We start from the raw sequence: 26,665 nt of genomic DNA, 5'->3' as shown, positions 1-26,665 counted from the left end.
CAGATTTTAGAAAGCAATGAAAAAAAATCTCTTGAAAAAAAACACAAAAAAATAAAAATATAGAATATAATAAAAACGGGGATAGAATATGCTTAGATCATCACTTATTGCTTCCACAGCTCTAATCCTAATGCCATTAGCTATGGCTGAAGCAACGTCTAAAATCGTCACGGATATTGGCGTTTCAGACAGAGACGCCAAAGAAAACAGAAGCGTTATCCTGCATTTTGCGCCGGTCACACTGGAAGACGGAAAAGCCACGGCTACCGGAGACACGTTCACAGTCCGTCATTTCGTGCAAGCAAACAGCGCGACCATGAAGGCCACAAAAATCCCCGCTGGTGATTATGCTCTTTCACGAATTGAGTATAATCTCAGAGGTAGCAATTTCGAACGAAAGAACCTCGACGGGACCAATTCCAGCAGAGAATATTATCGCTCTTATTGTCTATCCGAACGGACACTTGCCTTTACAGTTACACCAGAAGAAACTGGCTATTTAGGGCAAATCGCCCTTAATCTACCAAGCAAGGTTCCGAGCAAGGCGGCAAATCTTGTTCCGATCAAAGGCATGACATTTGACTTAGCCTCTGCTCAGAATTCGCTGCAGTGGACCTATGGCGAAGCCACACTAATACCTGTCAAAAGTGTCAAAATCGCAAATCCTGATACTGCCTGCTCATCACGCGCGCATCGCGTTGCGGGCTGGCAAACACCGCAATCTGGTTCTTGAATTAGTCACCAAATATCGCGGTATGGTGCCCTTTGGGGTCAATCATGCCGCGATACATGCCTTTTGAGTTGAAGACATACTCGTACTGGCCGTCGCCCCCGATGACGATCACACCGCCGTCACCCCCAAGGGCGGCAACCTGATCCAACGCTTCTTGCGCAGCTGGACCGATTGTCTCCCCGGAGAGTTCAACGCGCGCGCAAATCGTTTTGGCGACAGCAACGCGAATGAAATACTCTCCATGCCCGGTAGCAGAGACCGCACAAACACCGTTTTGCGCATAGGTTGCCGCCCCAACCAGCGGGCTGTCCCCTATCCGTCCTGCCGCTTTGGCGGTCATGCCCCCAGTCGTTGTGGCCGCAGCAAGATTACCTTCTTTATCGATCGCCACAGCACCGACAGTGCCATGTCGATCAGCATCCGTACGGGCGCGCTCACGCAATACGCGCTCCAGGGATTGGCGGCGGCGTTCCGTATCGAAATAAGAGTTAGGGACCAGCTCAAGCCCCTGATCTTCTGCAAAGGCGTCCGCGCCAGCCCCTGCGAACATGACATGCTCGGACTGATCCATGACAGCCCGTGCTGCCAGAATTGGGTTCTTTACACGCTTGACCCCAGCAACCGCACCAGCATTGCGGTCGCGGCCATCCATGATTGAGGCATCCAGCTCATGCTCAGCTGCTGCGGTAAACACAGCGCCATGTCCGGCATTGAACAATGGATCATCTTCCATTGGGATCACAGCGGCCTGTACGGCATCCACAGCACTGCCACCATTACGCAAGACCTCGGCCCCCGCCTCAAGCGCTGTTTCAAGCGCAGCGCGGTAAGCGGCTTCTTGCTCATCGGTCAGGCGCTCACGGGTAATCACCCCTGCCCCGCCATGGATCACGAGGCGCCATTCAGGCCGTTCCACCGCTTCAACCACCTCAGGTGTGGCTAGCATTTGTTCAGTCTCTGTTGATGGCCCTGCACAGGCTGTCAAAAGAACCGCTAATGCCCCAATGATCACCCGCATATCAGCCTCCCAAGAGTTCAGACAATTGTTCCTTTGCGGCCAGAAGCTTGGCTTCTGTCCTTTGCAAATCCAACAGTCTTTCGCGCTGTTCTGCAACAACTTCCGGAGGGGCCTTGGCGACAAAAGCCTCATTCGAGAGACGACCGTTCAAGCCGCCAATCTCTTTCTTCAGCTTATCGAGCTGTTTGGTCAGGCGTTCAACTTCCGCGCTTGGGTCAACAAAATCAGCTACTTCAAGTGCGATCGTCGCTTCATCGACAACGCTTCTCACCGCGCCGGTTGCCGCTTGCTCAACAAGCGTCAGCTTTTCAAGGCGTGCGAGGCGGCAGATGACATCGCTGTGCGCTTCGATACGGCGCGCCGTTTCTTCATTGGCTCCGACAAGGCTGGCCGGAACTTTCGCGCCAGCGGGTACATTCACGTCAGATCGAACGGAGCGAATGGTTGAGACGATCTGCAATACCCATTGCAGTTCACGGCTTGCCTCTGCATCCTCAAAGCTGCCTTTCAGGCCAACCCAGTCCTGTTGCATAACGAAGTTGTCGCGTTGGCCGGTCTGTTCCCACAGGACTTCCGTGATGAACGGACAGAAAGGGTGCAGCAGGGTGTAAATCCGCTCCAACGTCCAACCAAGTGTCGCCTGTGTCTCAGTCTTCGCCGCGCCATCCTCGCCTTGGAGTACAGGCTTGGATAGTTCGATGAACCAGTCACAGAAAATGTCCCAGATATAGTGATAGACCGCACTCGCCGCGTCGTTGAAACGATAGTCTTCGATCGCTTCGGTGACTGCATTTGCGCAAGTATAAAGCTCACTGACGATCCAGCGATTGATCGGCGATTTCAAAGTGGCTGGATCAAGCTCACCCCCAAAAGTCGCGTCACTCATCTGAGCGAAACGGGTGGCATTCCACAGCTTGGTTCCGAAGTTCCGGTATCCAGCAACGCGATCAACCGCGAGATTGATGTCCCGGCCCTTGGTGGCCATGGCCGCAAGTGTGAAGCGCAGGGCATCGGCGCCATAGGCGTCAAAGCCTTTGGGGTATTTCTTGCGGGTCTCTTTCTCGACCTTCGGAGCCTTTTCCGGCTGGCGCAGACCAGTTGTCCGCTTGGCCACCAATGGCTCAATCTCGATACCGTCAATCAGGTCCACAGGGTCAATAACATTACCCTCTGATTTCGACATTTTCTTACCATTCTCATCGCGGACAATGGCGTGGATATAGACATCCTTGAACGGTACTTCGCCGTCCATGAATTTCATGCCCATCATCATCATCCGGGCAACCCAGAAGAAGATGATGTCAAAAGCAGTGACCAGAACAGCACCGGGATAGAAGGTTTTCAGCGCATCCGTCTCTTCCGGCCAACCCTGCGTCGAGAAAGGCCAAAGCGCAGAGGAGAACCATGTGTCGAGGACGTCCGGATCACGCCCCAGCCTGACAGCATGTACTCCACCAGAAGTTCCCTGCTCTTCCCCTGAGTTAAGCGCTCCAATACCGATGCCCAAAGGTTCTGCTCGACCGCCGATACCATCATCGACAAATGGAATCTCCTGAACTTCAACCATACGACCTGTGCGATCCTTGTAGTACTCCTCGGCAAGCGCTTGGGCTTGTTTCCAAGACTGAGCACAAAAAGCTTTGCCCGTTGGATCCAAAATCTCTCCAGATTCGCCCAGTTCTGGCCCGTACCACACTGGCACTTGATGTCCCCACCAGAGTTGGCGGGAGATACACCAAGGCTCGATATTCTCCATCCAGTTATAATAGGTCCGGTCCCAATTCTCCGGTACGAACGTGGTCTCGCCAGATCGAACCGCCTCAATCGCAGGCTTGGCAAGCGTCTCAGCATCAACGAACCATTGGTCGGTCAGCATCGGCTCAATAACAACACCGGAGCGATCGCCAAAGGGCTGCATGATTTTCTTATTCTCAACCAATGGGATCAGCGGCGCGTCGCCTGTCTCGCCCTCTTCTGGTTTCCACTTCGGGTCCGCGATCATCACCGCATTGCCTTCAGCAGTAATGTCGGCGATCACTGCCTTACGGGCCTCAAACCGCTCCAACCCGCGATAGGCTTCTGGAACAAGGTTCATGGCTGAAATCTTGGCTTCATCCCAATCGAGCTGCCCTTCGGCAATCTGCTGTGCCTCTGCTGCCTCTTCAGCATACGGGCGGCCATCCGCGCGCATATAGCCCTTCTCATCCATCAGGGCGTACATCGGGATCTTGCCGCGCTTGGCGACCTGATAGTCGTTAAAGTCATGCGCGCCGGTAATCTTCACCGCACCTGAGCCAAAATCAGGGTCGGGATATTCATCGGTAATAATCGGGATCAGGCGGCGCTGTTCTTTTGGCCCAACCGGGATTTCACACAATTTGCCGACAATGGGCGCATAGCGTTCATCGCTGGGGTGAACAGCAACCGCGCCATCGCCCAGCATGGTTTCAGGCCGCGTCGTCGCGATGGAAATATAGTCTCGCTCTTCTTCCAGCGTGATATTCCCATCCTCATCCTTCTCGACATAGGTGTAGGTCTCACCGCCCGCGAGCGGGTATTTGAAGTGCCACATATGGCCGTCGACTTCCTTATTCTCGACTTCGAGATTGGAAATCGCAGTCTGGAAATGCGGGTCCCAGTTCACAAGGCGCTTGGCGCGATAGATCAGCCCCTCATTATAGAGATCAACGAAGACCTTGTTCACCGCCTTGTTGAGATCATCATCGAGCGTGAATTTGGTATTGTCCCAGTCACAAGAGGCACCAAGGCGGCGCAGCTGGTTCAGGATTGTCCCGCCGGACTCCTCTTTCCACTCCCAGACTTTTTCAACGAAAGCCTCGCGACCCATGTCCCGGCGGCTGATATTGGCACCACTTGCCGCAAGCTTGCGTTCAACCACCATCTGCGTGGCAATCCCGGCATGGTCCATGCCCGGCTGCCAGCGGACATTCTTGCCACGCATGCGCTCAAACCGGCACAGGATGTCCTGGATCGTGTTGTTCAGCGCGTGCCCCATATGCAGGCTGCCTGTCACATTCGGTGGCGGGATCATGATCGCGTAGGGCTCACCCACACCAGAAGGCTTAAAGCATCCAGCCTCCTCCCAGCGCTTGAAGATGCGCTGCTCATGGTCTTTCGGGTCAAAGCGTTGGTCGATCATCGTATCGGTCCGGTCGGTCTTGGAATAAAAGAAAAGGCGCGCCAGTGGCTGGCGCGCCCTGTGTTCTTTAACAGCTTGTGGATCAGGGTCTAGCAGTCTTGGCTGCTTATCCACCTGCTCCCCCTGCCCAACCGCCCGCATAGGTTACCCTTGGGGTGGTTGGGCAGGGGGAGCGGGTGGACCTAAACTTGAACTCTAGCCAGCTCTGCGGGAGATCCGCTTCACTTCAGCTTCCACATGACGATCGACAATGCCGGACAAGTTCTCATCCAGCCATTCCTTTAGCATTGGCCGCAGCATTTCGCGGACCAGGCCCTCAATTGTATTGTTGCCACCTGCCTCTTCGCCAAACTCAACCTTCGAGAGCAGCTTGCTAAGTGACCCAGCAGCAGCATCAGCAATCTTGTCATCAGTCAGGGACGAACTGGCCATTGGGGCGGGCTCCTCTGCAAAACTTGGGATTTCCACAGGCTCAGGTTCTGGGGCCTCAATCTCGAATGTCATCGGTTCAGGCTGTGGTTCTGGCTCTGGGGCCTCAAAAGCGTGTGCCTCAACGACGCCTTCATCCTGAGGCTCTTGAACATCAAAGCTGCTTAGGTCATCGAGCGGTGGCAGTTCATCAAAGGCTTCAAGGCTTGGTTCCTCAATGGCTTCAAAAACATCCGCGGCTGTCACCTCGGCTTCAGCCGTCAAAGCATCAAGCATATCCGATTCATTTTCCGGCAAGGTCGGCTCAAACGTGTCCTCATCATCAAAGGACAGATCATCAAGGTCACCTGCATCCTCGTCACGCATCTGGAAACCAGCTGGCTCTGCCGGGGCCTCACCTGCCGAAGGCGTATCCTGAGCTGGGCCATCATCGGAAATGATCTTGCGGATCGAGGATAGGATTTCCTCCATCGTTGGTTCTTGCTGAGCCTTCTCGGCCATATCCGTTAACCCCGTTAGCGTTCCTACTTCAGTTAGTATTTGCTATTCTGTGTCGGTTAACAACCAATTACGCCTGACAAACTCACCATAATTATCTGGATCATAGGCCACGACATCCAGCTGTAGACGGTCTAGCTCCAAGCCCCCCATAGCACGAAGCAATTGATGGGCGGCAACATATGCATCACGCTGCGCCCGGATCAGATTGAGCCGCGCTTCCAGCAATTGCTGTTCCTGGTCAAGAACATCAAGTGTCGTTCTTACCCCAACCGCGAGTTCTTCCTGGGCACCCTCATAAGCAATCTCGGCAGCCTCAACCTGTCTTTGGGACGCCTCAATCGATTTCAAAGCCGCCTGATGCCCGAAAAAGGCCTGCGCGACCTGTGCCCGCAATTGACGTTCAACATTATCAGTCTGAAACCGCGCAGAATCTCTCTGCAGTTTCGCGGCACGAACCTGACTGCGTCTCAACCCACCCTCAAAAAGCGGTACACTGGCCTGCGCAACAGCCGTAACGGACGTGTCTCGGAAATTGTCATCATAGGTATCGGAACGCGACGCTGTCCCAACGATCGAAACTGTTGGTTTTAGCGCGCTATAGGCAGACTTCACGCCTTCAGCGGCGACTGTCTCATTAAAGCGCGATGCTTCCAGATCCGGGTTCTGATTAAGCGCGACTTGTAGAGCTTCATCGATGGTTTCAGGTAAAATCGGCGCTGGTGGGACCGTTTCCAGGTCACCGGCTGATTGTCCGACCAGAAAGGCATAACCCGCTTCACTGGCCTCCAATGCGGCTTGCGCAGCAGCCAGAGATGCTCTTGCGCCTTCCAGCCGCGCTTCAGATTGCGCAACGTCCGTGCGTGTCACAACACCAACCTCAAACCGATCTAGCGCAGCCTGCAATTGTTCTTCCAGAAGCGCGACACTGTTCTCGCGAATGCTAATCGTCTCGCGATCACGAAGCACATCAACATAGGCCGTAATCACCTGCAATATCAGATCCTGCCCTGCCCCTTCGAGTTGGGCATTAGCAGTGTTGATGCCAGCTTTTGCCTGTCGAATGCCGGACGCAATACGTCCGCCCGTATAGACAGGAACCGTCGCTTGCAGCTGAGCTGTTGAGACAGGCTGATCCCCATTATTGAACGCAAAAGGCCGATTCGTATCGACCGACTCATACCCATAAGATGCCGATGCTGTGACTTGCGGGCGCCTTTGGGCACGAGCCTGGGCAAGCTGCTCTTGCGCCTGAGCGGTCTGTTTACGCTGGGCCTCAAGTTGCGGATTTTGCAAATAAGCAGCCTGCAGAGCATCCTTCAAGGTTTCTGCGCCTGCAGGCATGCAAGCCAGCGCTAGACAGAGAGAAGCCATTAAAACTGTGTGCTTTTTCGTACCCATGGATGCGAACTCCATTCCATTACAGAGAGGTAGATAGGTTGGTATTACAAAAAAGTGAACAGTGTTCACCGCTTTTGCTACAATGATAATTATCAGACCCGTCCCGTCATCACACCGCGTAATATGGTCCAGCGCACAAAAAGCCGACCAGATCGCTTCTCATCTTTTGCCCAGGCATGGCGCAATCGGAAGTGAGCAATCGCCGGACGAATACCAGGCGGAACCTTCTCGACAATCGGCCCAGGTCCAACGGTCTCACCACGGCGCAAAGCCGCCCAGTGTGATGCGAGCGCTTCAATCCCCTGCCCCCAACCATGGCTTGGCGCCAGAATATAGGCGGCCAAGCGGGTCAACCGACGTTCCGGCTCCAAAGCACGGTCCTTCTGATCATAGGCATTTTCATGCCGATCAATCAGTATATTAAGATCAGACGCACGTAAGCCACCCTGTCCCAGACAGGCACGCACAGCGTCGACCGTATCGATTCCCTTGCCGTCATACTCTCCGTTCAGAGCATCTCGCCACCACTGAAAGCGAATCGCTGCCAAACCAGCTTCATTGACCTGCACCCGCACACGGGCAAGCTCATAGTTAAACGCATACAATGCCATTAAGGTGTTGCGTTTATCGGCCGATGCATAGCGGCTGGAAAGCCAGCGCTCTTCATCAACCTTGCGGACAAGGTCATCAACGCGGGCAAGAACTTCTCTGGAAATCGGACTGGCAGGACTGGTCATGGAACCCATATGTGTGGCAAGCGCTCATGCGAAACAGTTACTTTTTGTCTAAGGAGACCCCGCTATGGCTTTCGATCTACCAGAGCTTCCCTATGGCCGCGACGGCCTTGCCCCGCACATTTCAGAAGACACGCTAAATTTCCACCATGGAAAACACCACAATGCGTACGTCACCAACCTTAACAAGCTGATTGAAGGTACAGCCCACGCGACAGCATCTCTTGAAGAGATTGTCAAAGCCTCCGCAGGTGACGCGACACAAGCTGGCTTGTTCAACAATGCGGCGCAGGTCTGGAATCACACCTTCTATTGGCACTCCATGAAACCCGGCGGCGGCGGCAAACCAACTGGCAAGATTGCTGAACTGATTGATCGTGATTTTGGATCTTATGATGTGTTTGCTACCCAGTTCAAAGCTGCCGGTGGCGGTCAGTTCGGATCAGGCTGGGCCTGGCTGGTGCTAAAGGATGGCAAGCTGTCCATCACCAAAACGCCCAACGCCGAAACCCCTCTGACCGAGGAAGGTGTCACCCCGCTCCTAACCATGGATGTCTGGGAGCATGCCTATTATCTCGACTATCAGAACAGCCGCCCAAACTATATGGCGAGCTTCCTTGATAATCTGGTCAACTGGGATTTCGCCAACCAGAATCTTGCAGATGCTTCGTAGGCGGTCGCATAGCGATTATTTGATCCAGCGGATCAAATAAAGCCGAAGAAGGCCCGGCAGGGCTCGTAGCGACGGCCAAAACGATCAGGCCTGCACCGCTTTCCTACGCGGCTTAAAACCCAAGACTACAAAGCCCGCCTAGCAAGGCGGGCTTTTTTGCGTTATGTGCGCCGCAACATGTTCGCCGGCACAGGGACTCAAAGTCGGCAGACCCGCCCATTCGGGGCGTCACCGACTTAAGTAACCTGAAACACCGGACCCTATTTTGACTGAACAAACAGAAACACCCGAAGACACCGTACCAACATTTGCTGAGCTAAGCCTCGACCCGCGCATCCAGAGCGCAATCGACAAGGCTGGCTATACCCACCCGACGCCAATTCAGGCCAAAGCTATCCCCGTGATCATGAATGGCGGCGATGTCACTGGCATTGCGCAAACCGGAACCGGCAAAACCGCAGCCTTCACGTTGCCCATGATGCATCGCCTGGCCAAAGGCCGGGCTCGCGCACGCATGCCCCGCAGCCTGATTCTGTGCCCGACCCGCGAACTCGCGGCCCAAGTTGCAGAAAACTTTGAGCAGTATGGCACGGATCTGAAGCTCACCATGGCGCTGCTGATTGGCGGGGTCAGCTTCAAGGATCAGGAAAAGCTGCTGATGCGCGGCGTTGATGTTCTGATCGCGACACCCGGCCGCCTGATCGACCAGTTTGAGCGCGGCAAAATCCTGCTAACCGGCGTTGAGGTTTTCACCATTGATGAAGCCGACCGCATGATGGATATGGGCTTCATTCCGGACATTGAAAAAATCTGTTCACTCCTGCCGCCCAAGCGTCAGACCCTGCTTTTCTCTGCGACGATGCCCAAGCCGATCGCGAAGCTCGCCAAGACCTTTCAGAAAGACCCGGTTCGCATCGAGGTCGCTCGCCAGTCCCAGACCGCCGATACAATTGCCCAGCATGTGGTCAAGCTTGCGCGCGGCGATGACAAAGCCAAGCGCACGGCCTTGCGCCGCGTGATTGAAAGCCGCGAGGTTGTGAATGGCATCGTCTTCTGTAACCGCAAGCGTGAAGTCGACATTGTCGCCAAATCGCTGACCAAGCATGGCTTCTCCGCCGCCCCGATTCACGGCGATCTACCGCAATCAGAGCGGATGAAGACCCTCGATCGGTTCCGCGAAGGCGATCTGCAACTCCTGATCGCTTCAGACGTTGCTGCACGCGGTCTTGATGTCCCGGATGTTGGTCATGTTTTCAATTATGCCCCGCCTGTTCGTGACGAAGACTATGTTCACCGCATTGGCCGCACAGGCCGTGCTGGGCGTAGCGGTGAGAGCTTCACCCTTGTCGGGCCAGACGACGAAAAAGGCTGGCGCGGTGTCTTGATGCTGATCAAGAAAGACATCGAAGAATACACGCTGGAGGGCCTCGCTGAGGAGCTCGAAGAGCTTCCCAGGGATGAAGGCCGAGGACGCAGCCGTGGCCGACGCGGGGATCGTTCCGAAGGGCGTGGACGCAACCGTGGTCGACGTGATCACTCTGAAACAGAAGTCAAAGCTGCGAAAATAGATGATTCGGCAAAATCCGAAGAGACGTCTGAGCGTCAGGACAAACCGGCAAAAACCGAAACAAAATCAGATCGTCCAAAGCGCGAACGTGGCCGCCGCGACTATAAACGTCCCGATGACGACCTGATCCTGGAACCGGCCAAAGACACCCCCGGCACCAAAGGCTTCGGCGACGACATCCCGGCATTCTTGAAATAGGCTGACCTTCCGTCACGGTTGGGTAGTCAGGGCGCTTCCGCTATGCTTGCCATAACAGGAGATTCCCTATGGCATTTGATCCCGAAATTCGTGACGCGCTGGTTGAGCAGGTCCGCCGTTTTGTGCGTGAAATCTGTGTCCCGGCAGAAGCAAAAGTCGCGGAAGACGACGCGGTTCCAGGTGAGATCGTTGACGAAATGAAGCAGCTTGGCCTGTTTGGTCTAGCGGTGCCTGAGCAATATGGTGGTCTTGGCCTTGATATGGAAACCGAATGTCTTGTCGGGTTTGAGCTTGGCTGGACATCCCCGGCTTTTCGTTCTGCGGCCGGGACCAATATCGGGATTGGTAGCCAGGCCCTGGTCCTGTTCGGAACCGAAGAGCAGAAAAACACCTACCTGCCCGGCATTGCCAGCGGCGACATCATCACCTCCTTCGCGCTGACCGAACCAGAAGCGGGATCAGATGCCGGCGGCCTGAAAACCAAGGCGACCCCGGATGGCAATGGCTATGTCCTGAACGGTAACAAGCGTTACATCACCAATGCCAATGTTGCCGACCTATTTACGGTTATGGCGCGCACGGACCCAGATGAACCGGGCGCGAAAGGCGTCTCTGCCTTTATTGTTCCGCGTGATACGCCGGGGCTCTCGGTTGGGAAGCCGGAAAAGAAAATGGGTCAGCAGGGCGCACAGATTTGCGACGTCAACTTCGATAATGCCCGAATTGATGGCGACATGCGGATCGCCGGCGAAGGGGAAGGCTTCAAAGTCGCGATGAGCGTCCTTGATAAAGGGCGCCTGCATATCTCATCGGTCTGTACCGGCATGATGGATCGCTTGATCAGCGAGATGGTCAATTATGCCATGGAGCGCGAGCAGTTCGGCAAACCCATCATGCAGCATCAGCTCATTCAGGCAATGATTGCCGACAGTCAGGCCGAAGCCTATGCCGCGCGCTGTATGATCCTGGACGCGGCCCGCAAACGCGATGCCGGTGAGAATGTCACGATGCTGGCCTCCTGCTGCAAAATGTTTGCCTCAGAGGCCGTTGGCCGCGTTGCCGACCGCGCTGTTCAGGTGTTTGGCGGCGCTGGATATGTCGCCGATTATTGTGTGGAGCGTTTCTTTCGTGACGCGCGCATTTTCCGCCTCTATGAAGGGACGACACAAATCCAGCAAATCATCATTGCCCGCGAATTATCCCGTGCGGCAAAACGAGGGGAAATCTAGATGCATGCACTTGTCGTCGGATTTTTTCTCTCGCTTGCTAGTCTTGCGATATCGGGACATGCGGACAGTCAGATCGAAGTCGGCGATGTATGGACATTCAAAGATGCACCGCTGGAGCAAACAAAGCTCTACATTAGAAAGATAGAAGATAGCACTACAGGAGCAATTGTGCATGTCAGCATCTACCCTATACCGTTCATGATGCGACCTGATGGTCAAATGGTAGGCGGCAGGATCGGCCATATGCCTTTTTCTAGAAAGACGCTTACTGCCAGCCTGATTGATAAAGTCAGCATAGACATGGAAGAAAGCACAGATTTCGAGAAAGGCTATCAGCAGTGGAAAGACGCCGAAGGAGGCGTGTTCACAATTTCTCCAGCTGAAGCGATCATCGTCGTGTACAGCACTTTTGGTGCAACTTTGCCTGTAGACGCGGTTGATGAAACATATGAACCGCCCATGCTGAACGATAAGAGAGAACCTGAGTAATGCCCGATACTGAACACGACCTGTCCCCTGCCGATGTTGGCCTGAACCAGGATCGCCTCGACTTTATCCCGGACTATTTCGACAAAGCCTACCTCAAGGATGGCAAGCTGCCCTGCATGGCCACAATGGTCTCCCGTAATGGCCAGATCGTTCATGAATCCTATCGCGGGCATACAGAGCTTGGTGGCACAACCCCGATCAATGCCGATACCATCTTCCGTATCTATTCCATGACCAAACCAATCACTTCGGTGGCGGCCATGATGCTGCATGATGAGGGCGTGATCCGCCTCGATCATGAAATTGCGCGATACATTCCTGAGTTTGCCGACACTGAAGTCTGGGTCGGCGGTGATCTCCTGAATTATGAGACTCGTAAGCCGGATCGAGCGATGACTGTGCGCGACGCGTTTACCCACACGACCGGGGTGACATATGGCTTCCTGCTCCAGCATGAAGTCGATGCACTCTATCGCCGGGAGAAAATCGGATTGCTGGGCGAGGGCGAAGGGGAAACTCTGGGCGAAATGTGTGCCCGTATCGCAAAGCTGCCCCTACTCTTCTCGCCGGGCGATCAATGGAATTATGGCCATTCGACCGACATTCTCGGCCGCGTCGTTGAAGTTGCGAGCGGCATGACGCTGGACGTCTTCTTCCGTGAGCGCATTTTTGGCCCGCTTGGTATGGATGATACGGATTTCTTCGTTCCTGAAAGCAAGCTTGATCGGCTTATGGCCTGCTATGCCAAAGATCCGCTTACCGGTGAGGTCAGCATGACCGATGGGCCAGGCGCTGATAGCAAAGCCTATACGAAGCAACCAAAGCTCTTGAACGCTGGCGGCGGCCTTGTTTCGACCCTGCGCGATTATCACAAGTTCTGCCTGATGCTGCTGCAAGGTGGCAGCCTCAATGGCCATCGCTTACTAAGCCCGAAAACGGTTGAGTTCATGCGCCTCAATCACCTGCCGGAAGGCAAGACCATCAAGGAGATGGGCGACAAGACGTTCTCTGAGGCACGCATGGAGGGCAACGGCTTTGGCCTTGGCGGATCAACCCTGGTTGATGTTGCCGACACGCTGACACCGGGTTCGATCGGCACGTTTAGCTGGGGTGGCCTTGCCAATACCTTCTTCTGGATCGATCCAGTTGAAGAACTGATCGCCATTCAGGCCACCCAAATGATCCCAACTGGCTGCTACCCGATCCGTCCACAATACCAACAACTCGTCTATGCGGCGATTGACTGGTAAACGGGACATATCTGCTCGCTTGATCAGCATTTCACGCTAGCGGCCAGAGGCAGTTTTATCCGCAGAACAGGATAAAATTGCCAAAACCGCTGTGTGCCAGCGCTGTCAGACTTGCCGCAACGAAAAAAACAACCATCTATCGTCGCGGAAGGCTCATCGCCCCGCTTGGTCGTAAAAAAGCGCGTACAGAATTGAGCCCCTACGGAGGATAGCGATGACAAGAATGGACAACCCATTCCATAATTACGTGGAAGACCTTTTCGCAAAACTGGGCCGCATACGGATACGAAAGATGTTTGGCGGGGCTGGCGTTTACGCAGGCGAAGACATGTTTGCTCTGCTTGATGGCGATCAAATTTATATCAAGGCTGATGAGACGCTCCGCGCAGACCTTGAAGCAGAAGGCGCACAACCCTTTGAATGGACAAACCCAACAACTGGCCAGACACTTCAGATGAGCTACTTATCCATGCCTGTAAACGCTCTAGATGATCCTGAAGAAGCCACTGATTGGGGACAAAAAGCACTTGCTGTTGCGATTGAATCCCGCAGGGCAAAAGTGAAATCTCCTCGCCGCCGCCCACTATAAGGGTCTAGACCGCTTTTTTAGATGCGCGTTTGACATGAGAACAGAACACGAATAAACAAAGCAGGAACAGAAATAAAACTGGAGCTGCGCCCGTGTTGACCTCAAAACAGAAAGAACTGCTTCTTTTCATCCATGAACGGATCAAAAGAGACGGCGTCTCCCCCAGTTTTGATGAAATGAAGGAGGCGCTGAATCTTGCGTCCAAGTCCGGCATTCACCGCCTCATTGTCGCTTTGGAAGAACGCGGGTTTATCCGGCGCTTGCCCAATCGCGCACGCGCTCTTGAAGTGCTCAAAATGCCCGATTCCGTTACGCCAACGGCGCCGCCACGTGGCCGTCAGGCTTTCCGCCCAAGTGTTGTAGGCACAGCGACACCCGAAATGGCGAAGGGTTCTATCCCCGTGCTCGGACGCATTGCCGCGGGTGTTCCAATTGAAGCGATCCAGCACGAGGTTGACCGAGTTTCTCCACCGAGTGACCTCGGGGACCCAGAACAGCATTATGCGCTCGAGGTCAAAGGCGATTCGATGATCGATGCTGGCATCCTCGAAGGCGATATTGTCATCCTGCGCTATGCCGATGATGCGCAAAGCGGTGATATTGTCGTTGCCCTGGTTGAGGAACAGGAGGCCACCCTGAAGCGACTTCGTAAGAAAGGGAACTCGATTGCGCTTGAAGCGGCAAACCCGGCATATGAAACGCGCATTTTTGGACCGGATCAGGTTCGCGTCCAAGGCAAGCTTGTTGCCTTGGTCCGGCGTTACGAGGCATAGTCAGGGTCAGGGCACGTGCGCCATGGACGTGCCCGACAATCTGGTTTTTTAAGTTCGATAAGGCCTGTCTCACTATCACGGAGTGACAGGCCATTGGTTTGAAGCACTTTCTGGAATGTGACGGACTGGACGCGACAGGCACTCTGTGCGGCCTGATTATCCCATAGGACTAAATCTGCATCCGCGATTTGAGAACATTCTCTTCTTTGCCCTTCCCCGATCAAAACTATCTCGTACCCAAGATGGCTAATGCGACACACTTTTTGGGTGCAATCCTCGGTTACTCGAGCTTCACTATACCGGAGCGGGGCAAGCCCAGCGCCATCTGCAAAAGCAATCCGCTGCGGACCCTCTTGCCCACTAATCAAGAAAACCTCTCCGGATGGTGCCCAGTGCAGGATCACACCTGGGCTGAACCACCATACCAGGCAGCCAAGGCCGATTAAACCACCACCTAGGGCCGCACGCGCCCGCCAACCTCGCGCAATAATCCCCAGGATCAAAGCAAGACTCAGCAAGACCAAGGCCGCTTCCGGCATCTGTTTACCAACGCTCCCGCTAATAGCATCAGCATCAGAAAACACTTCTGCAATCCACAAAATGGCCTCAAGCGACCAACCGAATAGACGAAGCGGCCAATCGGCCAACCCAAATGGTGCCGCGACTAGAGCAAGCCCAGCTAAAGGCGCACTGATCAGAGAAACGATGGGCATCGCAAACACATTGGCGATCAGTCCCAGAGGGGCCATGCGATCAAAATGGTATAAAGCAAACGGTACGGTCGCCAGACTGGTCACCAGCGATGTCACCACAATGGACTTTGTCCAGAACCACGCCCCACCATTGAGGCCGCGCCCCTCCTCACGACGTCGCCTCTGCCAGACCTCATAGGTCATGACCAGAACACCGGTCGCGGCAAAGGACATCTGAAACCCCGGCGTCAAAACACTCCATGGTGCAAGGACGACCACAATGATCATCGCAATCGCCAATGACCTGAGTGAGAGTGCGGCGCGGTCAAATATAATCGCCCCGAAAAAGACCAATGCCATGATGAACGCACGTTGTGTCGAAACGCTGGCTCCCGACAAAATGAGATAGACAAAACTCATGCTTAGCGCCGCTATGGCAGCAGGTTTGCGCACAGCAATACGCAACGCCAACGGCTCAATCAACGCCAGACCGCGCCAAACCATCACGTAGATCAGGCCGCCTATGATCCCCATGTGCAGACCGGATATCGCTAGAAGGTGCGCCAGCCCAGACCCTCGCAAAGCTTCCTTGTCAGCTTCCGCCATGAAACTGCGATCACCGGAAGAGACAGCCGCCGCAAATCCACCAGCGCGGGCACCAGCAGCGTCATAGACATAATGCGCAAGCTGTCGACGCATCTTGGCAATGCTCAAGTTCAATCGGTCAAGCTGGCGCTCTGGTAAGCCCAGCGTTCCGCCCCGGCAGCGCCCTTGCACATACCCCACGGCCCCAAGCCCCTCATACCAGGCCTGACGGTCAAACGTGTAATCGCCCTGCATTACGGGGGCAGGCGGCGGGCGCAACACCACCCAGCAACGCACAAAGCGCCCGGCTTCCACCTCAAGGCTTAAGCGGTGTGTGACTCGAACATGGCGGGGGGCTTGGCTGGCATCCAACCCATCAATCGCATGGACAAGCAGGCGCAGTCGTGGCCCTTTATCGCCCGGTTCAACTTCCTCAACCCATCCTTCAATCATCACAGGACCAAGCGCAGTTTGCAGTGTTGGGTGCGCAACACGAACCGTGGCTAGTTTTCCCGCTAATAGTCCTGTTACGATCCCAAGCAGCATCAACCCGATCAAGGCAAAGCCCGAACGGCTGGCACAAACACGCCATATCCCAAGCGCCAGTAGGAATAGTATAATCACCACTGTCAGGTCTGGTTCAAATGCCAGGGTGAAATAGGTCGCTGCACCGCCACACATGAATAGAGCGAAGACCAGAGGCTTGCGACCATCCAGGTCTATGAGCCGCCCCAGACCATGAAATACAGCGCTGAGACGCTGCGCCCCCTTGCGTTCAGAGGATACAGCGTGTTCAACCGGGCCAAATCCGATCACGGCCCAGTTACAAGACGGTTTTCAGACCTCATGACTATAGTCACCCGCTTTGCCCCCTCGCCCACTGGCATGCTGCACATTGGCGGCGCCCGGACAGCTCTATTCAATGCGCTTTTCGCCAAAAGACACAAGGGCAAATTCCTGCTTCGCATCGAAGACACTGACAAAGCCCGCTCCACCCCAGAGGCCACACAGGCAATTCTGGACGGAATGGCATGGCTCGGCCTGATCTCTGATGAGGCCCCGATTTTCCAGAGCGCACGTGAAGCCCGCCATGTCGAAGTTGCCCTGGCGATGGTTGAGGCTGGCTCTGCCTTTCGCTGCTACACGACCATGGAAGAGCTACAGAAACGCCGCGAAGCCGGGGAGGCCAAGCGCAAAGAGGCCAAAGCAGACGGCCTAAGTGATGAAGCGCGCGCCAGCCTACGCGCTGAAGCCGACGCTCTGCTCGCGCCCTATCGCTCGCCGTATCGCGATGGCGCGCCACCACCAAACCCGGATGCGCCTTATACGATCCGCCTGCGGGCTCCAGATGCAGACACGATCACCGTGCGCGATCATGTGCAAGGCGAGGTTTCGATCAAATCAAGCGAGATTGATGACCTGATCCTGCTTCGTGCTGACGGCTCTCCAACTTACATGCTCGCCGTCGTCGTCGATGACCATGATATGGGCGTCACACATATCGTTCGCGGGGATGATCATTTCCGTAATGCGTTCCGGCAAGTGCCAATCTATCAAGCCATGGGCTGGAATATCCCCGAATTTGCTCATGTACCGCTGATCCACGGCCCTGATGGCGCGAAATTGTCCAAGCGCCACGGCGCGCAATCGACACTGGAATATCGCGATATGGGCTACCTGCCAGAGGCGATGAATGCCTACCTTCTGCGCCTTGGCTGGAGCCATGGTGATCAGGAAATTTTCACGATGGACGAAGCGGCCGCAGTGTTCGATCTCAGTGGCCTCAACAAAGCCCCTGCCCGGCTGGACTTTGACAAGCTGAATGATGTGAATGCCCATTTCATTCGCGCCGCAGACGAGACACATTTGCTGCACCTGCTCAAGCCGGAAATCGCCAAGCTGACAGACCTGACCGATACGGTGGAAACCCGGCTCAAAGCTGCGCTGCGGACCGTGAAAGAGCGTGGCAATACACTCCCTGAATTGGCAGAGGCTTGTCGCTTCCTGTGGGACAGTAACAGCGATAACTTGAACAAGAAGGCACGCAAAGCACTGCGCGAAGATGGCCTCACGCACCTTTCAAATCTTCGTATAACACTAGACCAATCCGAAAGTTGGACTATTGATGCGCTGCAAGATGTGCTGGAGTCGTATTGTGCGGCGCACACACTATCTATGGGACAGGTCGGTCCACCCTTACGGGCGGCACTGACCGGCGGATTGCCCGCCCCTGACCTCGCGCCGGTTATGACATGGCTGGGCCGCGAGGAGGTGCTGGCGCGGATAGACAAACACTTGCTGGCCTAAAGGGGTCGGCACGCAAAGAGATATTGAGACACGCAAGAGGGCTGAAATGATCAACAAGACGAAACAAACTGGAACCGCGAAACTTGAAGTCAAAGGGACAACCGTTGAACTTCCAATTCTAAGCGGCACACACGGACCTGATGTGGTCGATGTTAAACGCGTTTATGCAGATGCAGGCGTCTTTACCCTCGACCCTGGCTTTACATCTACTGGGTCATGCGAAAGCCAGATCACTTTTATCAATGGCGAAGAAGGCATCCTGCTTCATCGTGGTTACCCGATTGACCAATTGGCCGACCAGTCTGGCTTTCTCGAAGTCGCTTATCTCTTGCTGAATGGCGAGCTGCCAACCCAGCCTGAATTCAGCGAGTTTGCTGGCCGCGTCACCCAGCACACCATGCTGCACACACAGATGGACAGCTTCTTTGATGGCTTCCGCCGTGACAGTCACCCAATGGCGATGCTGACCGGTACAGTTGGCGCGATGTCAGCCTTCTATCCCGGAGCCATGGACAGCTCCGATCCGGAAGAGCGCAACCTTGCCTATATCCGTCTGATTGCGAAAATGCCGACATTGGCTGCGCGCATTTACAAGTACACACAGGGCCAGCCTTTCGTCGATCCACTGAACGAGCTTGGCTATGCAGAGAACTTCCTGCGCATGTGTTTCTCTGTTCCGGCTGAGCCTTACAAGGTCAGCCCAACGCTGGCGCGCGCGATGGACAAGATTTTCATCCTGCATGCTGACCACGAGCAAAACGCCTCGACCTCGACCGTTCGTCTGGCTGGCTCATCTGGCGCTCACCCATATGCTGCTGTTGCAGCCGGTGTTGCCTGTCTTTGGGGACCAAGCCATGGCGGCGCGAATGAAGCCTGCCTCAACATGCTGCGCGAAATTGGCAGCGTTGATCGCATTCCTGAATTTATCGAGCGTGCGAAGGATAAGAATGATCCGTTCCGCCTGATGGGCTTTGGCCACCGCGTTTACAAGAACTATGACCCACGCGCGACCGTGATGCAGAAAACCGCGCACGAAGTGCTTGATGAACTGGGCATCGACACACCAGTTCTGCGCGTCGCCAAGGAGCTGGAGCGCATCGCGCTTGAGGATGAGTACTTCAAGTCCAAGAAGCTCTATCCAAATGTCGACTTCTATTCTGGTGTCATCCTTGATGCGATGGGCTTCCCGACCGAAATGTTCACGGTCCTCTTCGCCCTTGCCCGGACCGTTGGCTGGGTCTCACAGCTCAACGAAATGATCGAAGATCCAACGCAGCGCATTGGCCGCCCACGCCAGATCTATACCGGTGCTGCGAAGCGCGACTTCGTGCCGATCAGCCAGCGCTAGAGCGCTGCCAGTATTGCTTTGGCGGCAATCAGCTGAGCTTTCTCATCGCCCTCTCCTGCCATGTGGGAGAGGGCTTTGTTTTGCGCGTCAACCTGAGCGTTTAGGGCGCTGCGGTCAAACAACAAGCCCAAAGCCTTTCCAGCTAAGTTCGCTGGCGTAAACTTGGTTTGGACAAATTCAGGCGCAATTTCAGTATCATCGGCGGCAATATTGAGCAGTGTTATATGGTCGGGCTTGAACAGAATGAAGCGCGCCACAGCCCAGGTTAGCCACCCAGCCTTATAGCCAACTAGAAACGGTGTGCCTTGCACCGCCAACTCACTCGTCACCGTGCCGGAACAGGCCAGCGCTAGCGTTGCTGCGGACATGAGATCAGCTTGATTGGCATCGACGGCCGCAACCCTGCCAATCGTTTCAATCTCAGGGTTAGCATCGAGAAACCCATCACGAATAGACGGCGCAGGAGCAAAAACGACTTCAATTTCAGGCCGCTCTGCTTTGATCTGCGCTGCCGCCTCCACCAGAGTTGGTGAAACCCGCCTTAGCTCACTGCCGCGGCTACCCGGCAGGACCAGCAAGATCTCGGCATCGTCTGCAATCCCGGCAGCCTTGCGATAGCGCGCACCATCGCCTTTCTCAGCCCGCTGCAAAGCCGGATTGCCCATGACCGTTACGGGCAAACCATGCGGTTCATAGAACGGCGTTTCCATATGATGGATACAGATCAGGTGATCGACTTTTGCCGCGAGCTTCTTGGCCCGGCCAGCCCGCGTCGCCCAAACCTGTGGCCCGACCAGTTTGATCAGTTTGATCTGCGGCGCACGTGCGCGCACACGTTCTGCCACACGCACCATGAAGCCCCAGCTATCGACCAGCACAACCGCATCCGGCGCGGCCTCAATAATCGCCTCAGTCGCGGCCTCAACCAGTTTCAGAACCGTGCCGTAGACTTTCAGGCCATCAAATATCCCGACGATCGAAAGCGGCGTCGTATCGATCGGTGAGACAAGACCTCGCGCTACCATCGCTTCCCGGCCAATACCGACAATCTCTATATCAGGCTGCAAAGCCCGCAACTCATCGATCACTTCGGCGGCCAGCACATCCCCACTGGGTTCAGCGGCCACCATATAGACCTTGGCCATCAGTCCCAATCCTCTGGAAAGCCATAGAGGAAGAGACCAAGCTCCTCTGCGCGTCGGACCAGAGCTTCGCCGCCGATCAGCAAGGCGCCATTCGCCTCAACCCCAATCCCGGCAAGCCCTGCGCGTGCCGCACCTTCAAGTGTGGCAATCCCAATTGTCGGCAAATCAATCCGGCGTTCCTGTATCGGCTTTGGTCGCTTAACCAGTACGCCGCGCCGGGCCTGCGCCGTGCCCAGGAGTTTCGGATCAAGCTCTGCGCAGCGCGCGAGCATCGCATCGGTTCCCTCCTGCGCCTCAACGCAGAGAACCAGACCATCGCAAACAATTGCGCCCTGACCAATATCGAGCCGTCCAACTGCGCTGGCAATCGCCGCCCCCTTGCGAAGGTCATCAAGCATTGCCTCATCGGGTTGCTCACCAGCAAGCAAGCCACCACCCGCCTTCAGATTTCCAGCAGCTTCGTCCGCTCCGATCACTTCAAAGCCCTCGCCTTCAAACGTTTCCACCAAGACACGCAGCAACGCATCATCCCCCTTACGTGCCGCACTGAGCACTTTAGGCAATAGCGACATCCCCTTAAGGTCAGGCTTCAAGGCCTTGAAATCCGGGCGCTTTACAATCCCGGCAAAGCAGACTTGCTGGCAGCCAGCTTTTTTGAACGCTTTCAGGATGCGGCCTACTTCAGCAATGCCAACCACCTCTCCGGGGTATTCTGCGAGCGCAGGCTCCTCAAAGCCTTTCAGGCGCAAGATATAGACACCCTGCTCGCGATCAGTGGCCACTTGAGCAATCTGTACGGGCAGTTCACCTAGGCCCGCAATCAATCCGAGAGGTGACGTCATCGCCCCACCTCCTAGCGTGGCAGGCACAAGGCCCGGTTCTTATTATTGCGAATGAAATCAACGATCTGCATGACTTCAGCCACATCAGAAAACGTCCGTGCCGTGTCCTCAAGCCGCTCGGTAAACGTCCCCTCGCGAGCATAGAGCATGCGATAGCCCGCCCGAATGGCCTTAATCGTCTCTCTGGAAAATCCGCGCCGCTTCAGGCCAACAACGTTTAGTCCGGCCAGATGCGCATGATTACCCACAACTGAGCCAAACGGGATCACATCCGCAACCAGAATAGACCCGCCACCAACAAAGGCATGATCGCCGATCCGGCAGAATTGATGGATGGCGCAAGCGCCCCCCATCCAGACTTGCTCACCCGTCGTCACATGCCCGCCAATATGAGTGTTATTGGCGATGACATTCTTGTCTCCAATCACGCAGTCATGGGCCGCATGGGTATGAGACATGAAATAACAATCACTGCCAATCTTGGTCAGACCGCCATGCTCCGGAGAACCGCTATGCACAGTCACATGCTCACGCAGGGTCGTGCGGTCGCCAATCTCAAGACGTGACTCTTCACTATCCTGATAGCCCAGAACCTGCGGTGCTCCGCCAATCACAGCGCCGGGATGGACCTGCACATTTTCGCCAAGCGTCGAGCGCCCAACCACCATACCTTTGGGATGGATATGGCATCCATCACCAATACTCGCGTTTGCCCCAACATGGGCATAAGCCCCCACAGTAACATTCGTGCCAAGGCTTGCGCCATCTTCAACAATGGCCGTGGGGTGGATCGTTACACTCATCAGGACGGCTTCTTAACGCGCTTCACCTGTTTTTGCACCCAGGCAACCTCGCGAAGGAATTGCCGGAAAGGTTTCGCCGGCCGACCACCCCAGGTTTCACCCGCTGGAACATTGCTCATCACACCGGCATCAGCCGTCAGGATCGCTCCATCACCAATTTCCAGATGATCTGCGATACCAACCCGTCCGCCCATGATGACGCCATCACCAACGACTGTGCTGCCGGAAATCCCCGTGAAGCTGGCAAACAGGCAATTACGGCCAATAATAACATTATGAGCGATCTGGACCATGTTATCGAGCTTGGTCCGCTCACCGATCATCGTGTCCTCAAACACACCACGATCAACGCATGTGCTGGCCCCAACCGTGACATGATCCTGCAGGATAGCACGCCCCCAATGGGTAATATCCTCTGGGCCTTCCGACCCAAACAGAACGCCAAAGCCGGTCTCGCCAATATGTGCCCCGGCATAGATTTTAACGTGATTGCCAATCAGGGCACATTGGACCGTCGCTGTTGGACCGATCACACAATCATGACCGATCTGCACCCCCGGTCCGATAACCGCCCCGGGGCCAACAATTGTTCGCGGGCCAATCGCTGCCCCGGCACCGATAACAGCGTTCGGGGCCACCTGCGCCGTCTCGTGGATCGCGGGGGCATCGCCTTCTGCGGTCCAGTCCTTACGCGTAAAGAGCAGCCGCCCTGCCGCCATATGTGTGCGGCGCGGAGCATCACAGATCAGGGGCACAGGCCCTTGAGGTAAATGTTCGGCAAGAGCCTCAGTTGTAAAACACGCGGTCGCGGCTGGATTTACCTTCGCAGCATCAGCAGGCTTGCCTTCAAAGAAGACAATGTCACCGGGTCCACCAAGGTGCGCAGCGGTAACACCCGATACGAGGCGGCTGGCATCACCTGCAATCCGCACATCCAAGGATGAGCAAAGCGCCTCAAGCGTTTGCTCACCGTGAAAATCATAGAATCGCAGGTCGACAGGCATCAGCCCCCCCGTCGTTATTACTGAGCTGCAGGCTGCTGTGGCAAGCGCTGACGTACAACGGCAATGCTTGGTGTTCTGGCGTCGAGCTTTGAGGTTACCACTGCAGTCACATCAACATTTGATGCTGCAAATACCAGATCATTACGCGACATCATGATTTCAGCATTTTGTTCGGTCATGACTTCCTGAAGGACAGGCTCGAGGGCCTGTGCCCAATCTGCGCGGGCCTTACGAATGGTTGCCTGCAGCTCTGCCGCTTTGATCTGCTGGTTACGCTGATGCTGGGCGACCTGTTGCTCAAATGCCTGCAACTCCTGAATCAAGGCAGCATCAGCAGCCAATTGAGCTTGGGTTTTCCCTTCCAGGCGAGGACGCAGAGCGTCGCCTTGGGTTTTCAAGGAATCAGCCGCAGGCTTCAATTCAGCCTGCATGGAGCGCTCAATATTATCGATCTTGGTCTCGATATCCTTGCCGGAACGACTGTCAGCATAAATTTTCGCCTGATTGATCACAATGATTTTCGTGCCTTGAGCTTCAGCAACGGGAGCTACAACGGTCGCACTACCAACCGCAAATACACAACAGAGCGCAAAGAGTGCACTTCGGATAGACAACATGAGAGGTTCTCCTGTGAGGAATTCTTAGAAACGGGTTTGAGTACTAAAACGGAAAGTTTCAGTACGGTCATAATCCTCACGAGAGAGGATTTGCGAGAAATCAAAACGGATCGGACCGAACGGCGAGTCCCAACCGACAGACAAGCCAGCTGACGCCCGCAAGCTTAAGTCATCGCGTGTAACAAGAACTTGCGTTGTATCCGTGCCAACGCCGGTAATGCTAGGCGGATCGAAATCCGTATCCTGATCCAAGAGGCCAACACTGCCTGCCTCAATGAAGAGAGACGTATCGATACCATACTCTTCTGGTAGATAGTTCGGGATCGTCAGCTCACCTGTCGTCTGCCAGTAGGCCCGGCCACCGAGAGAATTCCCAGACTGTAGCAGTGTTTCTTCGCCGGTCTCATTATTGATCTGCACTAGAATTTCGCGGGGGCCAAGGCCAGCCACATCAAAGCCCCGGAACGAGGAACCGCCGCGGAAGAAGCGGTTGTTAATCCGCACACCTTCCTCATCACCAAGCTCATCGATAAAGCCCCCTGACACACGAACACTCGCACGAACGCCCTTGAAGATGCCCCGATAAGTCGCAGCGGTAGCTTCTGTCCGGAAGTAAGTCACATCACCGCCAACCCCGGCAAAATCCTGACTGATCGACATGTCAAAACCGCCAGTTGGGGCAATCGGATCATTCCGGCGGTCCCAATTGAAACTATAGCCGACGATAGAGGCAATATCGGCCCGCTCACTACGGCACAGCGTATTGCGTTGACTATAACGAATATCACATTGGTCCACGAGCAACTCACCCGTACCGACATCCTCAGAAGTCACGCCTCGAAACTGATCATCACTAAAGTCGTCGGGGGTATCTGCACCAGCCGTTTGTATGCGGCTGGAGACAAAGGTCCCATCCTCATTGATAATGATTGGCAAATCCCGAACATTGATCTCGTCCGATTGCAAACGGTAACGGAAGCCAAGGCTCGTATTCTCGGTCAATGGAAAGCCTAGCGACAAGCCACCACCGATGGTCTGGGTCTCGAAGTTGGACACATCCAGAAAATCTGACCGGGTTGAGAAGACGTCAATCCCCGCGGACAGGTTGCGATCAAGGAAACGCGGCTCACGGAACCGGACATCGACCAATTGCTGTCGATCAGACGCTGAGATTCGCGCAACAGCGGTCTGGCCGCGCCCACGCAGGTTACGTTCGGATACTGAAACATCGATCAGGAAAGCATCAACAGACGAGAAGCCAGCTGAGAAGGACAACTCCCCCGTCGGTTGTTCCTGCACAGCAATATCCACCACGGTACGGTCCGGCTTGGACCCTGGCCGCTCGGTAATCTCAACCTCTTTAAAGAAGCCAAGCGCCCGCGCCCGGTTACGGGAGCGATCCAGCAGAACCCGGTTAAACGCATCGCCTTCAACCACGCGCAGCTCGCGTCGGATCACGCGATCAAGCGTTCGCGTATTCCCGATAATATTGATCCGCTCGACATAGACGCGTGGACCTTCATCAATCGCGAAAGTCACGTTGACCTTGTTGGTTTCCGGGTCGGCCTCAAGCCGCGGTGTAATATCAACGAAAGCATAGCCAGCGATACCAGCGGCAAAGGTCAACGAATCAATCGTGTCTTCAATCGCATCGCCGCGGAACAGGTCGCCATCGCGGAAGGGTACAATCCGGCGCAGAATATCGGAATCGAGCTTGTCGAGCTGGGTCTCAACATTCACTTCACCAAAGGTGTACTGCTCGCCTTCTTCGATCGTGTAGGTGATATAGAAGTCTTCACGGTCCGGGGTCAGGTCCGCCACCGCGGAGACAACGCGGAAATCATAGTATCCGCGGTTTTGATAGAATTGGCGAAGCAGTTCCCGATCGAACTCAAGGCGCCCCGGATCATAGTTGTCATTCGAGCTGAAGAAGCGCCACCAGCGCGATTGCTTGGTCACCACTTCGCTACGCAAACGGCGATCGGAAAACTCTTCATTGCCGATAAAGTTAATCGCCCGAACCCCGGTCACAGGGCCCTCTGTCATCACAAAAACCAGATCGACGCGGTTTTGCTCCAGGGGTTTGTATTGCGGCTCCACAGTCGCTGAGAAACGACCAGATTGGCGATAAAGCTCAAGAATACGCTGGACGTCGGCCTGCACCCGCGCAGCCGTAAAGATCCCACGTGGCGCCGCCTGAATCTCTTCACGCAGCTTGTCATCGTCAAGGCTGCTATTTCCTTCAAAAAGGACGCGGTTGATAATCGGGTTCTCAACCACACGCACAACCAGATCAGAACCAGACTTGTCGAACGTCGCGTCGGCAAACAGGCCGGTTGCAAAGAGTGTTTTCAGCGAGAGGTCGATCCGGTCAGGATCAAAGATATCTCCGGGCTCAACCAAGAGGTATGATTGGATGGTACGGTCATCGATCCGTTGATTGCCCTCAACGATGATAGATCGAATCGTTTCCCCTTCCTGAGCAACGGCTGTCGGCGTAGACAGGCCCGTAAAAGACAGAACCGCACCAGAGGCCATTAAGGCTGCGGCAAAAACACTACGCATAAAACTTAACTCCTCC

The 26,665-nt window shown here is 55.1% G+C and carries 22 protein-coding genes; 10 read left to right on the top strand and 12 right to left on the bottom strand.

Annotation, left to right across the window (positions count from 1 at the left end):
• The first annotated feature begins 142 nt into the window (after positions 1-142).
• Positions 143-733, top strand: coding sequence for a hypothetical protein (locus RYZ27_RS03460; RefSeq protein ID WP_406680966.1), 591 nt, complete (start codon positions 143-145; stop codon positions 731-733).
• Between the two features lies 1 nt (position 734).
• Here the strand turns inward: RYZ27_RS03460 and RYZ27_RS03455 are convergent, their stop codons facing one another.
• The 5 genes from RYZ27_RS03455 to RYZ27_RS03435 all read right to left on the bottom strand — a co-directional run bounded on the left by RYZ27_RS03455 (position 735) and on the right by RYZ27_RS03435 (position 7,976).
• Positions 735-1,751, bottom strand: coding sequence for an isoaspartyl peptidase/L-asparaginase family protein (locus RYZ27_RS03455; protein ID WP_406680965.1), 1,017 nt, complete (start codon positions 1,749-1,751; stop codon positions 735-737).
• A 1-nt stretch (position 1,752) separates the two neighbouring features.
• Positions 1,753-4,911 (bottom strand): valine--tRNA ligase, encoded by a 3,159-nt coding sequence (locus tag RYZ27_RS03450; RefSeq protein WP_406681755.1) that lies wholly within the window; start codon positions 4,909-4,911, stop codon positions 1,753-1,755.
• Positions 4,912-5,106: 195 nt separating this feature from the next.
• The gene (locus RYZ27_RS03445) at positions 5,107-5,841 is read right to left on the bottom strand and encodes a DUF2497 domain-containing protein (protein ID WP_406680964.1); all 735 of its coding nucleotides are present in this window, start codon (positions 5,839-5,841) and stop codon (positions 5,107-5,109) included.
• A gap of 42 nt (positions 5,842-5,883) precedes the next feature.
• A complete protein-coding gene (locus RYZ27_RS03440; RefSeq protein WP_406680963.1) occupies positions 5,884-7,212 on the bottom strand; it encodes a TolC family outer membrane protein in 1,329 nt (442 codons plus the stop codon).
• A 119-nt stretch (positions 7,213-7,331) separates the two neighbouring features.
• On the bottom strand, positions 7,332-7,976 hold the full coding sequence (locus RYZ27_RS03435) for a squalene/phytoene synthase family protein (protein WP_406680962.1): 645 nt from the start codon (positions 7,974-7,976) through the stop codon (positions 7,332-7,334).
• A gap of 64 nt (positions 7,977-8,040) precedes the next feature.
• On the opposite strand from RYZ27_RS03435, the gene RYZ27_RS03430 reads away from it, so the two are divergent.
• The 7 genes from RYZ27_RS03430 to lexA all read left to right on the top strand — a co-directional run bounded on the left by RYZ27_RS03430 (position 8,041) and on the right by lexA (position 14,741).
• A complete protein-coding gene (locus RYZ27_RS03430; protein WP_406680961.1) occupies positions 8,041-8,646 on the top strand; it encodes a superoxide dismutase in 606 nt (201 codons plus the stop codon).
• Positions 8,647-8,911: 265 nt separating this feature from the next.
• On the top strand, positions 8,912-10,411 hold the full coding sequence (locus RYZ27_RS03425; protein ID WP_406680960.1) for a DEAD/DEAH box helicase: 1,500 nt from the start codon (positions 8,912-8,914) through the stop codon (positions 10,409-10,411).
• Between the two features lie 68 nt (positions 10,412-10,479).
• Positions 10,480-11,640, top strand: a complete 1,161-nt coding sequence (locus tag RYZ27_RS03420) for an acyl-CoA dehydrogenase family protein (RefSeq protein WP_406680959.1) — start codon at positions 10,480-10,482, stop codon at positions 11,638-11,640.
• Positions 11,641-12,129: a hypothetical protein gene (locus RYZ27_RS03415; RefSeq protein ID WP_406680958.1), complete on the top strand. Its 489-nt coding sequence runs from the start codon at positions 11,641-11,643 to the stop codon at positions 12,127-12,129.
• A complete protein-coding gene (locus RYZ27_RS03410) occupies positions 12,129-13,379 on the top strand; it encodes a serine hydrolase domain-containing protein (protein WP_406680957.1) in 1,251 nt (416 codons plus the stop codon). The genes RYZ27_RS03415 and RYZ27_RS03410 overlap by 1 nt, the downstream gene beginning before the upstream one ends.
• 214 nt (positions 13,380-13,593) lie before the next feature.
• Positions 13,594-13,968, top strand: coding sequence for a TfoX/Sxy family protein (locus tag RYZ27_RS03405; RefSeq protein ID WP_406680956.1), 375 nt, complete (start codon positions 13,594-13,596; stop codon positions 13,966-13,968).
• 92 nt (positions 13,969-14,060) lie between these two features.
• Positions 14,061-14,741: a transcriptional repressor LexA gene (gene lexA / locus RYZ27_RS03400; protein ID WP_406680955.1), complete on the top strand. Its 681-nt coding sequence runs from the start codon at positions 14,061-14,063 to the stop codon at positions 14,739-14,741.
• On the opposite strand, the gene RYZ27_RS03395 is transcribed toward lexA, so the two are convergent.
• Entirely contained in the window at positions 14,729-16,834 is a 2,106-nt protein-coding gene (locus RYZ27_RS03395) for a ComEC/Rec2 family competence protein (protein ID WP_406680954.1), read from the bottom strand. The two genes, lexA and RYZ27_RS03395, sit on opposite strands and share 13 nt — an antisense overlap.
• A gap of 30 nt (positions 16,835-16,864) precedes the next feature.
• On the opposite strand from RYZ27_RS03395, the gene gltX reads away from it, so the two are divergent.
• Both gltX and gltA read left to right on the top strand, forming a co-directional pair.
• Positions 16,865-18,325, top strand: coding sequence for a glutamate--tRNA ligase (gene gltX / locus RYZ27_RS03390; RefSeq protein WP_406680953.1), 1,461 nt, complete (start codon positions 16,865-16,867; stop codon positions 18,323-18,325).
• 46 nt (positions 18,326-18,371) lie between these two features.
• A complete protein-coding gene (gltA, locus tag RYZ27_RS03385) occupies positions 18,372-19,673 on the top strand; it encodes a citrate synthase (protein WP_406680952.1) in 1,302 nt (433 codons plus the stop codon).
• On the opposite strand, the gene lpxB is transcribed toward gltA, so the two are convergent.
• The 6 genes from lpxB to bamA are packed head-to-tail and all read right to left on the bottom strand — an operon-like array spanning position 19,670 to position 26,649.
• Complete coding sequence (lpxB, locus tag RYZ27_RS03380) at positions 19,670-20,818, bottom strand: lipid-A-disaccharide synthase (protein WP_406680951.1); 1,149 nt, start codon at positions 20,816-20,818, stop codon at positions 19,670-19,672. The genes gltA and lpxB overlap by 4 nt on opposite strands.
• Complete coding sequence (locus RYZ27_RS03375; RefSeq protein ID WP_406680950.1) at positions 20,818-21,660, bottom strand: LpxI family protein; 843 nt, start codon at positions 21,658-21,660, stop codon at positions 20,818-20,820. Before RYZ27_RS03375 ends, lpxB begins: the two co-directional genes overlap by 1 nt.
• Before the next feature lie 11 nt (positions 21,661-21,671).
• The gene (gene lpxA / locus RYZ27_RS03370) at positions 21,672-22,463 is read right to left on the bottom strand and encodes an acyl-ACP--UDP-N-acetylglucosamine O-acyltransferase (RefSeq protein ID WP_406680949.1); all 792 of its coding nucleotides are present in this window, start codon (positions 22,461-22,463) and stop codon (positions 21,672-21,674) included.
• On the bottom strand, positions 22,463-23,467 hold the full coding sequence (gene lpxD / locus RYZ27_RS03365; RefSeq protein ID WP_406680948.1) for a UDP-3-O-(3-hydroxymyristoyl)glucosamine N-acyltransferase: 1,005 nt from the start codon (positions 23,465-23,467) through the stop codon (positions 22,463-22,465). The genes lpxA and lpxD overlap by 1 nt, the downstream gene beginning before the upstream one ends.
• A gap of 17 nt (positions 23,468-23,484) precedes the next feature.
• On the bottom strand, positions 23,485-24,084 hold the full coding sequence (locus tag RYZ27_RS03360; protein WP_406680947.1) for an OmpH family outer membrane protein: 600 nt from the start codon (positions 24,082-24,084) through the stop codon (positions 23,485-23,487).
• A gap of 24 nt (positions 24,085-24,108) precedes the next feature.
• Entirely contained in the window at positions 24,109-26,649 is a 2,541-nt protein-coding gene (gene bamA / locus RYZ27_RS03355) for an outer membrane protein assembly factor BamA (RefSeq protein WP_406680946.1), read from the bottom strand.
• Positions 26,650-26,665: the final 16 nt, after the last annotated feature.

It is taken from the genome of Hyphomonas sp. FCG-A18, from assembly GCF_045287255.1.
Taxonomy (GTDB): domain Bacteria; phylum Pseudomonadota; class Alphaproteobacteria; order Caulobacterales; family Hyphomonadaceae; genus Henriciella.
Note: the sequence above shows the minus strand (reverse complement) of the source record. Positions and strands in the feature narration are given on the sequence as shown.

Bases quoted from the DNA above. Each gene is read 5' to 3' on its own strand.
- RYZ27_RS03460 (WP_406680966.1), top strand. From the start codon at position 143: ATGGCTGAAGCAACGTCTAAAATCGTCACGGATATTGGCGTTTCAGAC.
- RYZ27_RS03455 (WP_406680965.1), bottom strand. From the start codon at position 1,751: ATGCGGGTGATCATTGGGGCATTAGCGGTTCTTTTGACAGCCTGTGCA.
- RYZ27_RS03450 (WP_406681755.1), bottom strand. From the start codon at position 4,911: ATGATCGACCAACGCTTTGACCCGAAAGACCATGAGCAGCGCATCTTC.
- RYZ27_RS03445 (WP_406680964.1), bottom strand. From the start codon at position 5,841: ATGGCCGAGAAGGCTCAGCAAGAACCAACGATGGAGGAAATCCTATCC.
- RYZ27_RS03440 (WP_406680963.1), bottom strand. From the start codon at position 7,212: ATGGCTTCTCTCTGTCTAGCGCTGGCTTGCATGCCTGCAGGCGCAGAA.
- RYZ27_RS03435 (WP_406680962.1), bottom strand. From the start codon at position 7,976: ATGACCAGTCCTGCCAGTCCGATTTCCAGAGAAGTTCTTGCCCGCGTT.
- RYZ27_RS03430 (WP_406680961.1), top strand. From the start codon at position 8,041: ATGGCTTTCGATCTACCAGAGCTTCCCTATGGCCGCGACGGCCTTGCC.
- RYZ27_RS03420 (WP_406680959.1), top strand. From the start codon at position 10,480: ATGGCATTTGATCCCGAAATTCGTGACGCGCTGGTTGAGCAGGTCCGC.
- RYZ27_RS03415 (WP_406680958.1), top strand. From the start codon at position 11,641: ATGCATGCACTTGTCGTCGGATTTTTTCTCTCGCTTGCTAGTCTTGCG.
- RYZ27_RS03410 (WP_406680957.1), top strand. From the start codon at position 12,129: ATGCCCGATACTGAACACGACCTGTCCCCTGCCGATGTTGGCCTGAAC.
- RYZ27_RS03405 (WP_406680956.1), top strand. From the start codon at position 13,594: ATGACAAGAATGGACAACCCATTCCATAATTACGTGGAAGACCTTTTC.
- gltX (WP_406680953.1), top strand. From the start codon at position 16,865: ATGACTATAGTCACCCGCTTTGCCCCCTCGCCCACTGGCATGCTGCAC.
- gltA (WP_406680952.1), top strand. From the start codon at position 18,372: ATGATCAACAAGACGAAACAAACTGGAACCGCGAAACTTGAAGTCAAA.
- lpxB (WP_406680951.1), bottom strand. From the start codon at position 20,818: ATGGCCAAGGTCTATATGGTGGCCGCTGAACCCAGTGGGGATGTGCTG.
- RYZ27_RS03375 (WP_406680950.1), bottom strand. From the start codon at position 21,660: ATGACGTCACCTCTCGGATTGATTGCGGGCCTAGGTGAACTGCCCGTA.
- lpxA (WP_406680949.1), bottom strand. From the start codon at position 22,463: ATGAGTGTAACGATCCACCCCACGGCCATTGTTGAAGATGGCGCAAGC.
- lpxD (WP_406680948.1), bottom strand. From the start codon at position 23,467: ATGCCTGTCGACCTGCGATTCTATGATTTTCACGGTGAGCAAACGCTT.
- RYZ27_RS03360 (WP_406680947.1), bottom strand. From the start codon at position 24,084: ATGTTGTCTATCCGAAGTGCACTCTTTGCGCTCTGTTGTGTATTTGCG.
- bamA (WP_406680946.1), bottom strand. From the start codon at position 26,649: ATGCGTAGTGTTTTTGCCGCAGCCTTAATGGCCTCTGGTGCGGTTCTG.